Raw genomic sequence first — 11,857 nt, 5'->3', positions numbered from 1 at the left:
TCCCGATCCACCGCCGGCAGCAGTTTCGGCTGGGGCGTGTTTTTCCGTTTCGTCTCTGTCTTGTCTTCCGCCTCAGGGCAGGCTCCCGATCCATCGGCGCGCCAGGACGGGCCACCAGAACCGCCGCCTTATCGCCACCCACGCCGTGCAGATCGGACCTCATCAACTCCGCAACAACCTGTTTGTCGCCCCCATGGCGGGCGTGACGGACCGGCCCTTCCGCCAGCTGTGCAAGCAGCTCGGCGCGGGCTATGCGGTGTCGGAAATGGTGGCGTCCAACGCACAGCTGTGGAAGAGCGAGAAGACCATGCGCCGCGCCAACCATGCCGGCGAGGTCGAGCCCATTGCCGTGCAGATCGCCGGCGCCGAACCGGCGATGATGGCCGAGGCCGCGCGCTATAACGTGGACCGCGGCGCGCAGATCATCGACATCAACATGGGCTGCCCGGCCAAGAAGGTGTGCAACGTCGCCGCCGGCTCGGCCCTGCTGCAGAACGAGCCGCTGGTGGTGCGCATCGTCCAGGCAGTGGTCGGCGCCGTGGGCGACCGCGTGCCGGTCACGCTCAAGATCCGTACCGGCTGGAACCGCGAGAACCGCAATGCGCTGCGCATCGCGCGCATGGTCGAGGACGCGGGCATCAGCATGCTGACCATCCACGGCCGCACCCGCGCCGACCTGTACCACGGCGACGCCGAGTACGAGACCATTGCCGCGGTCAAGGCAACGGTCTCGATCCCGGTGGTCGCCAACGGCGACATCACCACGCCGCAGAAGGCAAAGCAGGTGCTGGCACTGACCGGCGCGGACGCGATCATGATCGGCCGCGCGGCACAGGGCCGGCCCTGGCTCTTCCGTGAAATCGAGCACTTCCTGAAGACCGGCGAGATGCTGCCGTCGCCGGAAGTGGCCGAGATCCGCGCCATCATGAACGCGCACCTGGAAGACCACTACGCCTTCTATGGCGAGTTCACCGGCGTGCGCACCGCGCGCAAGCATATTGCCTGGTACACGCGCGGGCTGCGCGGCGCCAACCTGTTCCGCCACCGCATGAACACGCTGGAAAGCACCGCCGAGCAGCTGGTGGCGGTCAATGCGTTCTTCGACGAGCAGGCGCAGATCTCTGACCGGCTGGTGTACGTGGACGACGCCACGCAAGACAAAGACGAAGCGAACAACAACAAAAACGGGGAGTTGCTTGCCGCATGAGCCGCAACGCTATCGACCAGTGCATCCGGGAAAGCCTGGACACTTATTTTCGCGACCTGGACGGCGAAGAGCCGTCGAATATGTACAACATGGTGCTCGACGCCGTCGAACGGCCGCTGCTGGAAGCCGTGATGCTGCGCGCCGAGCGCAACCAGTCGCTGGCGGCCGCCTACCTGGGCATCAATCGCAATACGCTGCGCAAGAAGCTGCAGCAGCACGGTTTACTTTGAATTTGAAGCATCTCCCACAGCCATGATCAAGCAAGCCCTACTCTCCGTTTCCGACAAGACCGGCATCGTCGATTTCGCGCGCGAACTGAACGCGCTCGGCGTCACGCTGCTTTCCACCGGCGGCACCGCCAAGCTGCTGGCCGACAGCGGCCTGCCCGTGACGGAGGTGGCCGACTACACCGGCTTCCCGGAAATGCTCGACGGCCGCGTCAAGACGCTGCACCCGAAGGTCCACGGCGGCATCCTCGCGCGCCGCGACCTGCCCGAGCACATGGCCGCGCTGGCCGAGCACGGCATCCCGACCATCGACCTGCTCGTGGTCAACCTGTACCCGTTCCAGCAGACCGTGGCCAAGGATGACTGCACCCTGCCCGACGCGATCGAGAACATCGACATCGGCGGTCCGACCATGCTGCGCTCGGCGGCCAAGAACCACCGCGACGTGACCGTGATCGTGGACCCGGCCGACTACGCCGTGGTGCTCGATGAAATGCGCGCCAACGGCAACAGCGTCGGCTACGACATCAATTTCCGGCTGGCCACCAAGGTGTTCGCGCATACCGCGCAATATGACGGCGCCATCACCAACTACCTGACCAGCCTCGGCGCCGACAAGTCGCACCAGGCCCGCAGCGCCTACCCGCAGACGCTGAACCTGGCCTTCGGCAAGGTCCAGGAAATGCGCTACGGCGAGAACCCGCACCAGTCGGCCGCCTTCTACCGCGACCTGAAGGCCGTGGACGGCGCGCTGGCCAACTACGTGCAGCTGCAGGGCAAGGAACTGTCGTACAACAACATCGCCGACGCCGACGCCGCCTGGGAATGCGTCAAGTCGTTCGATGCCGCCAACGGCGCCGCCTGCGTCATCATCAAGCACGCCAACCCGTGCGGCGTGGCGCTGGGCGCGAACGCGCTGGAAGCCTATGACAAGGCCTTCAAGACCGACTCGACCTCGGCCTTCGGCGGCATCATCGCCTTCAACGTCGAACTGGACGAGACCGCCGCGCAAGCCGTGGCCAAGCAGTTTGTCGAGGTCCTGATCGCGCCGTCGTTCAGCGCCGGCGCGCGCGCCGTGTTCGCCGCCAAGCAGAATGTGCGCCTGCTGGAGATCCCGCTGGGCAAGGGCATCAACCAGTATGACTTCAAGCGCGTCGGCGGCGGCCTGCTGGTGCAGAGCCCGGACGCCAAGAACGTGCAGCCGTCCGAGCTGCGCGTGGTGACGCGCCGCCACCCGACCCCCAAGGAAATGGACGACCTGATGTTCGCCTGGCGCGTGGCCAAGTTCGTCAAGTCCAACGCCATCGTGTTCTGCGGCCGCGGCATGACCCTGGGCGTGGGCGCGGGCCAGATGAGCCGCGTGGATTCGGCCCGCATCGCCAGCATCAAGGCGCAGAACGCCGGCCTGACGCTGGCGGGTTCGGCGGTGGCCTCGGATGCGTTCTTCCCGTTCCGCGACGGCCTGGACGTGGTGGTTGACGCCGGTGCCACCTGCGTGATCCAGCCGGGCGGCTCGATGCGCGACGACGAAGTGATCGCCGCCGCCGACGAGCGCGGCATCGCCATGGTGCTGACCGGCACGCGCCACTTCCGTCACTAAGCTCACCGGATTCCACCGGTTTGCTCCCCTCTCCCGCCTGCGGGAGAGGGGCCGGGGGTGAGGGCAGGCGCCGGCATACCACCGGCTGTACTTCGTAGAGACTCCCGCCCTCACCCCAACCCTCTCCCGCAAGCGGGAGAGGGAGCATACAGGCAGCAGCCCCTACCCCCGGGTGTGCGCTCGCCACCCATCTTGGACGCCAGCGCAATCACCCGCACAAAAGGGCAATACACTAGCAGCGGCATCCACCCCACCCACCCAATGCGAATCCTAGGCATCGACCCCGGCCTGCGCACCACCGGCTTCGGCGTGATCGAGAAGCACGGCAACAAGCTTGCCTACGTGGCCTCGGGCACGATCAAGAGCGACGGCAATGCACCCCTGCCGGAACGGCTGAAGACACTGTACGACGGCATCAGCGAAGTGTCGCGCACCTACGCGCCCGACTGCGCGGCGATCGAGAAGGTCTTCGTCAACGTCAACCCGCAATCGACGCTGCTGCTCGGCCAGGCCCGCGGCGCGGCCATCTGCGGGCTGGTGAGCTACGGGCTGCCGGTGTTCGAATACACCGCGCTGCAGCTCAAGGTGGCCGTGGTCGGCTATGGCCGCGCCAACAAGGCGCAGGTGCAGGAGATGGTGACGCGGCTGCTGATGCTGCCCGGCCAGCCCGGCAGCGATGCGGCCGATGCGCTCGGCGTGGCGATCTGCCATGCCAACGGCGGCGACACGCTGGGCACGCTGGCGGGCCTGGCGCCCGACCTGGTGCGCAAGGGCATGCGTGTGCGGCGCGGACGGCTGGTTGGCTGAGCTCGCCGGCAGCGGGCGGTTTTCGCCGCGCTGCCATTCCCGTCTTTTACAATCGGGCATTCGTTTCACCATTGGAAAGTTGCATGCCTAGCCAGTCCCGACTGAGCGCTTTGCGCTCGCGCGCCGCCAGCCTCTTCCCGGTTCTTGCCGCCTCCCGGCGATGGCTGTTCCCTGGCGCGGCGGCGTGCGCCATGCTGGTCGCCGGCTGCGCCACCGTGCCGCGCCCCAGGCCCGCCACGCCCCCCGCGCGCCCGGCTCCCGCCCCCGCCCCGAGCGCCGCACCCGCGGCCGCCGCCCAGCCCAGGCCGCTGGTGATCGCCCATCGCGGTGCCAGCGCGCTGCGTCCCGAACATACGCTTGCCTCGTATGCCAAGGCGATCGAGGACGGTGCCGACGCCATCGAGCCCGACCTGGTGATGACACGCGACGGCGTGCTGGTGGCACGCCACGAGAACGACATCACCGGCACCACCAACGTGGCCGAACTGCCGCAGTTTGCCGAGCGCAAGCGCACCAAGGTGATCGACGGCGAGCGCCTGACCGGCTGGTTCACCGAAGACTTCACGCTGGCTGAACTCAAGGCGCTGCGCGCGCGTGAACGCATCCCGCGCCTGCGCCCCGCCAATGCGCGCCTGAACGACCAGTTCGAGGTGCCGACCTTCGACGAGATCGTGCACCTGGCCGAACAGGCCGCGCTGCGCACCGGCAAAGCCATCGGCATCTATCCCGAACTGAAGCACCCGAGCTATTTCCGTGGCATCGGACTGCCGCTCGAGGACAAACTGGCGGCAGCGGTGCGGGCGCAGCCCTACCTGCGCAATGCGCCGGTGTTCATCCAGTGCTTCGAGAGCGGCAGCCTGCGCGCGCTGCGGCGCACGCTGGGCAGCAACCTGTCCAACATCAAGCTGGTGCAGCTCATCGGCAATCCGCGCAAGGGCCCGGCCGACTGGAAACTGGCCGGCGACGGCCGCACCTTCGGCGACATGCTGAGCGCGACCGGCCTGCGCGAAGTGGCAGCCTACGCCGACGGCATCGGTCCCGAGAAAAACAGCGTGGTGCCGCGCGATGCGCAGGGCGCGCTGGCTGCGCCGACGGCGGTGGTGCGCCAGGCGCATGCCGCCGGGCTGTTCGTCCATCCGTACACCTTCCGCCCGGAAAACAGCTTCCTGCCCAAGGCGCTGCAGACTGGCGGCGACGAGGCCACGCGCAGCCCGTCCGGCATGGAGCGTGAAGTGCAGGCCTTTGTCGCGGCCGGCATCGACGGCTTCTTCACCGACGACCCGGCGCTGGGCCGGCGCGCGGTGGACACGCCCGCGCGCTGAGCCGGCCGGGCGGCCGCTGGGCTACACTTGCGGCCGCCGTTTCCCTGACACCTCACCCCATCCCCTCCTCCGCACCATGATCGGACGCATCGCCGGCACCCTTATCGAGAAGAATCCCCCGCACCTGCTGGTCGACTGCCACGGCGTCGGCTACGAGGTGGACGTGCCGATGAGCACTTTCTACAACCTGCCCGCGGCGGGCCAGCCGGTGACGCTGCTGACGCAGCTGATCGTGCGCGAGGACGCGCACCTGCTGTACGGTTTCGGCAGCGCGGCGGAGCGCAACACCTTCCGCGAGCTGATCAAGATCACCGGCATCGGCGCGCGCATGGCGCTGGCGGTGCTGTCGGGCATGTCGGTCCCCGAGCTGGCGCAAGTCATCACGCTCCAGGAAGCCGGCCGCCTCACGCGCATTCCAGGCATCGGCAAAAAGACCGCCGAGCGGCTGCTGCTGGAGCTCAAGGGCAAGCTGGGCGCGGAACTGGGCCATGCGCCGGGCACGCCGGCGGTGCCGGACAACGCCGTCGACGTGCTCAATGCGCTGCTGGCGCTGGGCTACTCGGAGAAGGAAGCCGCCACTGCGATCAAACAGGTGCCGGCCGGCACCGGCGTGTCCGAGGGCATCAAGCTCGCGCTCAAGGCGCTGTCCAAGGGTTAAGCACTGCACAAGGCGCGTAGAATGGCGGATTGTTGCCGCTGTCCGGGCCCCTGACCGCCATGATCGAAACTGACAAGCTTGCCGCCCCCGCCCGCGTGATCGCCGCCTCCCCCGCCTCGTCGCAGGAGGAGGCCTTCGAGCGCGCGCTGCGGCCCAAGCTGCTGGACGAATACGTCGGCCAGGAAAAGGTGCGCGGGCAGCTCGATATCTTCATGCACGCCGCGCGCAACCGGCGCGAGGCACTGGACCACGTGCTGCTGTTCGGCCCGCCGGGCCTGGGCAAGACCACGCTGGCCCACATCATCGCGCGCGAGATGGGGGTCAACCTGCGCCAGACTTCCGGCCCCGTGCTGGAACGCCCCGGCGACCTGGCCGCGCTGCTGACCAACCTGGAAGCCAACGACGTGCTGTTCATCGACGAGATCCACCGGCTCTCGCCGGTCGTCGAGGAAATCCTGTACCCGGCGCTCGAGGACTACCAGATCGACATTATGATCGGCGAAGGCCCCGCGGCGCGCTCGGTCAAACTCGACCTGCAGCCGTTCACCCTGGTGGGCGCCACCACGCGCGCCGGCATGCTGACCAACCCGCTGCGCGACCGCTTCGGCATCGTGGCGCGGCTGGAGTTCTATACCGCCGAGGAGCTGGCCCGCATCGTCACGCGCTCGGCGCAGCTGCTGCATGCCCGCATCGATCCGCAGGGCGCGCTGGAAATCGCCCGGCGCGCACGCGGCACGCCCCGCATCGCCAACCGGCTGCTGCGCCGGGTGCGCGACTATGCCGAGGTCAAGGGCGACGGCACCATCAGCCGCCAGATGGCGGATGCCGCACTGGCCATGCTGGACGTGGACAGCGTGGGCTTCGACCTGATGGACCGCAAGCTGCTGGAGGCCGTGCTGCACAAGTTCGGCGGCGGCCCGGTCGGAGTGGACAACCTGGCCGCGGCCATCGGCGAGGAGCGCGACACCATCGAGGACGTGCTCGAGCCCTACCTGATCCAGCAAGGCTACCTGCAGCGCACCCCGCGCGGGCGCGTGGCCACCGCCGCGGCCTACCGGCATTTCGGCCTGGCCAGCCCGCAAGGCGCCCAGGGCGGCGGCGCGGGCGAACTGCTCGGCGACGCCTGAGCTTGTGGCGCGGCGCAACATAGATGCGCCGTTTCCGCCTCTCGGCGCGACCAATTAAACGTTTTAATTTCACACCCCAAATTTTTTCGAAGTGGATTGCTGGCCCGTGGCCGATTGTCCACAATGGCTTTATCGGCACCGGCCCGGTGCTGCGATAGCCGTGTCCGCCGGGGCACGGCGCCTTCACAAAACCTGTCAAGGAAAGCCATGATCCGCCAGTCTTCCAGCCTGCTTGCCGCAGCCCTCGCCGCCACCGCGTTCGCCGCCGGCAGTGCCAACGCCCAGCGCCCGCCGGCGCCGGTCGGCGTGGCCGAAGAAGCGGTCATCAGCGGCAAGATCGTCGATATCGACCCCAACACCAAGGCCGTGCTGGTCCAGGGCCCGCGCGGCAATGTCGTCGAACTGGTGGGTGGCGACGAAGTCCGCAACTTCGGCCAGATCCGCAAGGGCGACATCCTGACCGTGGCACGCGGCGCCGCCGTGGTCGCGGCGCTGGAGCCGGTCGACAGCAACGCCACGGCACTGGCCGAATCGGTCGACCGCACCACGCGCGCCGCCGACGGCGGCAAGCCCGGCATCATGCGCGAAATCACCACCACGGTGACGGCACAGATCACCAAGGTCGACCCGGCCAAGCACCTGGTCACCTTCCGCGGCCCGCGCGAGACGCTGCGCACCGTCAAGGTCGAAGACCCTGCCATCGACCTGAAGGCCATCAAGCCGGGCCAGATGGCCAAGATCGTCTACCGTGAAGTCGTGGCCATTACGGTCAAGGCACCCGCGGCAGCCGCAGCAAACTGAGCCACCGAGCCAGACGCGGTACTTTTCCCATCAGGAGGTTACCTATGAATCGCCGCCACTTTGTTACCCGGGTTGCCGGATCGGGCCTGCTCGTCGCCACCGTGATGGCCGCGGGCTGCTCCACGACCGGCACCAGCGCCTCGAGCGACCCGGCCGCCAAGAAGAAAGAGATCGATGCAGGTGTCGACGGCGCGCTGAACCGGCTGTATTCGTCGTCCACCGGCGCGCGCGAGCTGGCCCAGCGCGCGCAGGGCATCCTGGTGTTCCCGCGCGTGATCTCGGCAGGCCTGGTGGTCGGCGGCGAGTACGGCGAAGGCGCGCTGCGCTCGAAGGGTTCGACCGTCGGCTACTACAGCACCACGCAGGCTTCGGTCGGCCTGACCGCAGGCGGCCAGTCCAAGTCCGTCATCATCATGTTCATGACGCCGGACGCTTACAGCAAGTTCACCAACAGCAGCGGCTGGACCGCGGGCGCCGACGCCAACGTGGCCCTGGCCAAGATCGGCGCCAACGGCCAGCTCGATACGCTGACCTCGCAGCAGCCGGTGGTCGGGTTCGTGCAGACCAATGCGGGCCTGATGTTCGATGTCTCGCTGAACGGCTCCAAGATCTCGAAGATGAGTATCTGATGGGGGCACGGGCAGCTCGCCGTGCCCGCCCTGGAGTCTCCAAGGATGAAGATCCCGGCTACGGCCTAATGCTGTTCAGTTAAGGCATCAAACGCTACTGTCATTCCCGCGCAGGCGGGAATCCAGCGTCTTTCACGTCCCCTTTGGGGACGAAGTCACTGGGTTCCCGCCGGCGCGGGAACGACGGTGGTTAACTGAACGGCATGACCGGCTACGGCCGGGATTTTTATTGAGGGTTCAAGGGCGCACCAAAGCCGCCGGAGCTTGTCGGGGCCTTGTACCCGTTCTCCCGCAAGCAAGAGAGGGGAGCACCCCCCGGGTCCGCGCAACCATTACGGCACGCGCCGGTCCACCTCGTCCAGCGCCAGGTTCTCCAGGTGGCTGACATCGCCCCACTGCGCCAGCGTCAGGTGGGTGCTGTCGCTGCGTAGCCGGTTGACGCTGGCATTGAGCAGCTCATGCTGGCGCGGCGCCTCCAGTGTCATGCCGGTGGCCTCACGGTAAAGGCAGTCCAGCACGCCGCCGTGCGCCACCAGTGCGATGCGCTCGCCCGGGTGCCGGCGCGAGAGCGCCAGCACAGCATCGACCGCGCGCTCATGGAACCCCAGCAGCGACTCGCCCTCGGGCGGCGCGTAGTCCGGCACGCGCGCCTGCCAGCGGGCGAAGTCCTCGGGCAGGTGCTCGGCCACCTCGGCGTAGGTCTTGCCCTGCAGCGTGCCGTAGCTGCGCTCGCGCAGGCGCGCATCGGGGCGCACCTGCAGCCCCAGCGCCTCGGCCAGCGGCGTGGCGGTTTCCAGCGCGCGCGACAGGTCGCTGGCATAGACCGCATCGATCGGCTCGCCCGCCAGCGCCGTGGCCAGCGCGCGCGCCTGGGCGCGGCCGGTCTCGTTCAGCGGAATGTCGAGCTGGCCCTGCAGCCGGCGCTCCCGGTTCCAGGCCGTTTCGCCATGGCGGATCACGATCAGGTGGGTGTAGGCCAGCGAATGCGGCCCGGGGCTTTGCGACATGCGTTTCCTTCGGGATTTCCTTCGGAGCTTGCTTGAGGCCGGCGTTACTTCGCCAGCTTCGGGTTCAGCGTATAGGTGCCGGTGAGGCTGGCCTGCGCCAGCACGTGGCCCTGGATCGCCTCGCGCACCTGAGTGCCGGCAAAGGTGCCGTCCAGCGGCAGCCGGTCGATATCCAGCGCATACAGCGTGAACACGTAGTGGTGCAGCAGCGTGTCGTTCCACGGCGGGCACGGGCCGTCATAGCCGTAGTAGTCGCCCTTCATGTCGGCATCGCCGGCAAACCAGCCGGTGTAGTCGTTGACACCGTGGCGCAGGCCGCCCGCGGTGGCGGTGCCGCCGGTGGCTTCGGGACCCGGCTTGCCGCGCGCAATCACGCCATCGCTGTGCGAGCCCGCGGCGATCGAGGTCAGGCCCGGCGGGATGTCGACCAGCACCCAGTGGAAGAAGTCCACGCGCGGCAGCGAGGCCGGCACTTCACGGCCTTCCTGGTTGACGTCGTCGCCCTTGCTGGGGACGTCGCGGTCGTGGCAGATCAGCACGAACGAGCGTGTCTCGAGCGGCGCGTCTTCCCAGTGCAGGTCGGGATTGCGGTTGTTCGACAGGGCCACGTGGGCGGCGGCATCGGGCACGCAGAAGGCGAACTCGCCGGGAATCGGCGCGTTGTCGTTGAAGGACTTGCTCCAGAGTTTCATTTGTCTCTCCTGTCTTGGTGCCGCGCCCGGGGCGCGGCAGCTTGGAATCTGTTCAGGCCGGCGGCACGCGCAGCCAGAAGGTGACCGGGCCGTCGTTGACCAGGCTGACCTGCATCATCGCGCCGAACTCGCCGGTCTGCACCTGCGGATGGGCGGCGCGCGCCTGTGCGACAAAATGCTCGTACAGGCGGCGGCCCTCCTCGGGGGACGCCGCGGGCGTGAAGCTGGGCCGCGTGCCGCTGTTGGTATCGGCCGCCAGCGTGAACTGCGACACCACCAGCAGCCCGCCGGGGCTGCCGTTGCCGTCGATGTTCTGCACCGGCAGGTTCATCCTTCCGGCCGCATCGGAAAACACCCGGTACGACAGCAGCTTGGCCAGCAGCCGCTCGGCCTGCGCCTCGGTATCGCCGCGCTCGGCGCAGACCAGCGCCAGCAGGCCGGCGCCGATTTCACCGGTGGTGCGGCCTTCGACCGTGACGCGGGCCTGGGCCACCCGCTGGATCAGCGCGATCATCCCGGCCGCCTCAGGCCAGCGTCACGCGCGCGAAGCGGCGCTTGCCGACCTGCACGACGTAGGTGCCGGCGGCCACCCTGGTGGCCTTGTCGCTGACCGTGGCGCCGTCGATCTTGACGCCGCCCTGCTCGATATTGCGGTTGGCCTCCGAGGTGGACGGCACCAGGTTGGCCTGCTTGAGCAGCTGGGCGATACCCAGCGGCGCACCGCTCAGGCTCACCGCCGGGATATCGTCCGGCACGCCGCCGCGGGCGCGGTGATTGAAGTCTTCCAGCGCCTTCCCGGCATCGGCCTGGCTGTGGAAGCGCGCCACGATCTCCTGCGCCAGCAGCACCTTGCAGTCGCGCGGATTGCGGCCGCCGGCGATTTCCTGCTTCATCAGGTCGATTTCGGCCAGCGGGCGGAACGACAGCAGCGTGTAGTACTGCCACATCAGGTCGTCCGAGATGCTCATCAGCTTGCCGAACATCTCGTTGGGGGCCTCGGTCACGCCGACGTAGTTGCCCTTGGACTTCGACATCTTCTCGACGCCGTCCAGACCCACCAGCAGCGGCATGGTCAGGATGCACTGCGGCTCCTGGCCGTATTCCTTCTGCAGCTCGCGCCCGACCAGCAGGTTGAACTTCTGGTCGGTGCCGCCCAGCTCCAGGTCCGACTTGAGCGCGACCGAGTCATAGCCCTGCATCAGCGGGTAGAGGAACTCATGCACCGAGATCGGAACCCCGGAGCGGAAGCGCTTGGTGAAGTCGTCGCGCTCCATCATGCGGGCCACGGTGTACTTGGCCGCCAGCTGGATCATGCCGCGCGCGCCCAGCGGATCGCACCACTCGCTGTTGTAGCGGATCTCGGTGCGGGCCGGGTCGAGCACCAGGCTGGCCTGGCGGTAGTAGGTCTGGGCGTTGGCCTCGATCTGCTCGCGCGTGAGCGGCGGGCGCGTGCTGTTGCGGCCCGACGGATCGCCGATGGTCGAGGTGAAGTCGCCGATCAGGAAGATGACCTGGTGGCCGAGGTCCTGCAGCTGGCGCAGCTTGTTCAGCACCACGGTATGGCCGATATGGATGTCGGGCGCGGTCGGGTCCAGGCCCAGCTTGATGCGCAGCGGCACGCCGGTGGCCTCGCTGCGTGCCAGCTTCTGCGCCCATTCGGATTCGATCAGCAGTTCGTCGCAGCCTCGCTTGGAGACTTCCAGGGCCTGCATCACCGACGGCGTCAGGGGGTATTTGGCCGTGGGGCCCGAGGCAACTTCAGTCATGACGTAAGTCTTTG

13 protein-coding genes are annotated in these 11,857 nt (G+C 67.9%); 9 read left to right on the top strand and 4 right to left on the bottom strand.

The window, feature by feature from the left end:
- Positions 1-145: 145 nt before the first annotated feature.
- The 9 genes from dusB (at position 146) to ACREYQ_RS02580 (ending at position 8,378) form a co-directional block, all read left to right on the top strand.
- Positions 146-1,207: a tRNA dihydrouridine synthase DusB gene (gene dusB / locus ACREYQ_RS02620; RefSeq protein ID WP_432259246.1), complete on the top strand. Its 1,062-nt coding sequence runs from the start codon at positions 146-148 to the stop codon at positions 1,205-1,207.
- Positions 1,204-1,437 carry a Fis family transcriptional regulator gene (locus tag ACREYQ_RS02615; RefSeq protein WP_432259245.1) on the top strand — a complete coding sequence of 78 codons (234 nt, stop codon included), beginning with the start codon at positions 1,204-1,206 and terminating at the stop codon, positions 1,435-1,437. The genes dusB and ACREYQ_RS02615 overlap by 4 nt, the downstream gene beginning before the upstream one ends.
- A gap of 22 nt (positions 1,438-1,459) precedes the next feature.
- Positions 1,460-3,034, top strand: a complete 1,575-nt coding sequence (purH, locus tag ACREYQ_RS02610) for a bifunctional phosphoribosylaminoimidazolecarboxamide formyltransferase/IMP cyclohydrolase (RefSeq protein WP_432259244.1) — start codon at positions 1,460-1,462, stop codon at positions 3,032-3,034.
- A 261-nt stretch (positions 3,035-3,295) separates the two neighbouring features.
- A complete protein-coding gene (ruvC, locus tag ACREYQ_RS02605) occupies positions 3,296-3,841 on the top strand; it encodes a crossover junction endodeoxyribonuclease RuvC (protein WP_432259243.1) in 546 nt (181 codons plus the stop codon).
- Between the two features lie 83 nt (positions 3,842-3,924).
- The gene (locus tag ACREYQ_RS02600) at positions 3,925-5,163 is read left to right on the top strand and encodes a glycerophosphodiester phosphodiesterase (protein WP_432259242.1); all 1,239 of its coding nucleotides are present in this window, start codon (positions 3,925-3,927) and stop codon (positions 5,161-5,163) included.
- A gap of 76 nt (positions 5,164-5,239) precedes the next feature.
- Positions 5,240-5,821 carry a Holliday junction branch migration protein RuvA gene (ruvA, locus tag ACREYQ_RS02595; protein WP_432259241.1) on the top strand — a complete coding sequence of 194 codons (582 nt, stop codon included), beginning with the start codon at positions 5,240-5,242 and terminating at the stop codon, positions 5,819-5,821.
- A gap of 59 nt (positions 5,822-5,880) precedes the next feature.
- Complete coding sequence (gene ruvB / locus ACREYQ_RS02590) at positions 5,881-6,948, top strand: Holliday junction branch migration DNA helicase RuvB (protein ID WP_432259240.1); 1,068 nt, start codon at positions 5,881-5,883, stop codon at positions 6,946-6,948.
- Between the two features lie 207 nt (positions 6,949-7,155).
- Positions 7,156-7,749, top strand: a complete 594-nt coding sequence (locus ACREYQ_RS02585; RefSeq protein WP_432259239.1) for a hypothetical protein — start codon at positions 7,156-7,158, stop codon at positions 7,747-7,749.
- A gap of 44 nt (positions 7,750-7,793) precedes the next feature.
- Positions 7,794-8,378 carry a BPSL1445 family SYLF domain-containing lipoprotein gene (locus tag ACREYQ_RS02580; protein WP_432259238.1) on the top strand — a complete coding sequence of 195 codons (585 nt, stop codon included), beginning with the start codon at positions 7,794-7,796 and terminating at the stop codon, positions 8,376-8,378.
- A gap of 332 nt (positions 8,379-8,710) precedes the next feature.
- Here ACREYQ_RS02580 and ACREYQ_RS02575 read toward each other — a convergent pair whose 3' ends face one another.
- Genes ACREYQ_RS02575 through tyrS form a run of 4 tightly spaced genes read right to left on the bottom strand, consistent with a single transcriptional unit; the run spans position 8,711 to position 11,843 of the window.
- The gene (locus tag ACREYQ_RS02575; protein ID WP_432259237.1) at positions 8,711-9,385 is read right to left on the bottom strand and encodes a histidine phosphatase family protein; all 675 of its coding nucleotides are present in this window, start codon (positions 9,383-9,385) and stop codon (positions 8,711-8,713) included.
- Between the two features lie 44 nt (positions 9,386-9,429).
- Positions 9,430-10,077 (bottom strand): YbhB/YbcL family Raf kinase inhibitor-like protein, encoded by a 648-nt coding sequence (locus ACREYQ_RS02570; protein WP_432259236.1) that lies wholly within the window; start codon positions 10,075-10,077, stop codon positions 9,430-9,432.
- 52 nt (positions 10,078-10,129) lie between these two features.
- On the bottom strand, positions 10,130-10,591 hold the full coding sequence (gene dtd / locus ACREYQ_RS02565) for a D-aminoacyl-tRNA deacylase (protein ID WP_432259235.1): 462 nt from the start codon (positions 10,589-10,591) through the stop codon (positions 10,130-10,132).
- Between the two features lie 10 nt (positions 10,592-10,601).
- On the bottom strand, positions 10,602-11,843 hold the full coding sequence (tyrS, locus tag ACREYQ_RS02560; RefSeq protein ID WP_432259234.1) for a tyrosine--tRNA ligase: 1,242 nt from the start codon (positions 11,841-11,843) through the stop codon (positions 10,602-10,604).
- Between the last annotated feature and the right edge of the window lie 14 nt (positions 11,844-11,857).

This window comes from Cupriavidus sp. TMH.W2 (genome assembly GCF_050847365.1).
Lineage (GTDB): Bacteria > Pseudomonadota > Gammaproteobacteria > Burkholderiales > Burkholderiaceae > Cupriavidus.
Note: the sequence above shows the minus strand (reverse complement) of the source record. Positions and strands in the feature narration are given on the sequence as shown.

Bases quoted from the DNA above. Each gene is read 5' to 3' on its own strand.
- ACREYQ_RS02615 (WP_432259245.1), top strand. From the start codon at position 1,204: ATGAGCCGCAACGCTATCGACCAGTGCATCCGGGAAAGCCTGGACACT.
- purH (WP_432259244.1), top strand. From the start codon at position 1,460: ATGATCAAGCAAGCCCTACTCTCCGTTTCCGACAAGACCGGCATCGTC.
- ruvC (WP_432259243.1), top strand. From the start codon at position 3,296: ATGCGAATCCTAGGCATCGACCCCGGCCTGCGCACCACCGGCTTCGGC.
- ACREYQ_RS02600 (WP_432259242.1), top strand. From the start codon at position 3,925: ATGCCTAGCCAGTCCCGACTGAGCGCTTTGCGCTCGCGCGCCGCCAGC.
- ruvA (WP_432259241.1), top strand. From the start codon at position 5,240: ATGATCGGACGCATCGCCGGCACCCTTATCGAGAAGAATCCCCCGCAC.
- ruvB (WP_432259240.1), top strand. From the start codon at position 5,881: ATGATCGAAACTGACAAGCTTGCCGCCCCCGCCCGCGTGATCGCCGCC.
- ACREYQ_RS02585 (WP_432259239.1), top strand. From the start codon at position 7,156: ATGATCCGCCAGTCTTCCAGCCTGCTTGCCGCAGCCCTCGCCGCCACC.
- ACREYQ_RS02580 (WP_432259238.1), top strand. From the start codon at position 7,794: ATGAATCGCCGCCACTTTGTTACCCGGGTTGCCGGATCGGGCCTGCTC.
- ACREYQ_RS02575 (WP_432259237.1), bottom strand. From the start codon at position 9,385: ATGTCGCAAAGCCCCGGGCCGCATTCGCTGGCCTACACCCACCTGATC.
- ACREYQ_RS02570 (WP_432259236.1), bottom strand. From the start codon at position 10,077: ATGAAACTCTGGAGCAAGTCCTTCAACGACAACGCGCCGATTCCCGGC.
- dtd (WP_432259235.1), bottom strand. From the start codon at position 10,591: ATGATCGCGCTGATCCAGCGGGTGGCCCAGGCCCGCGTCACGGTCGAA.
- tyrS (WP_432259234.1), bottom strand. From the start codon at position 11,843: ATGACTGAAGTTGCCTCGGGCCCCACGGCCAAATACCCCCTGACGCCG.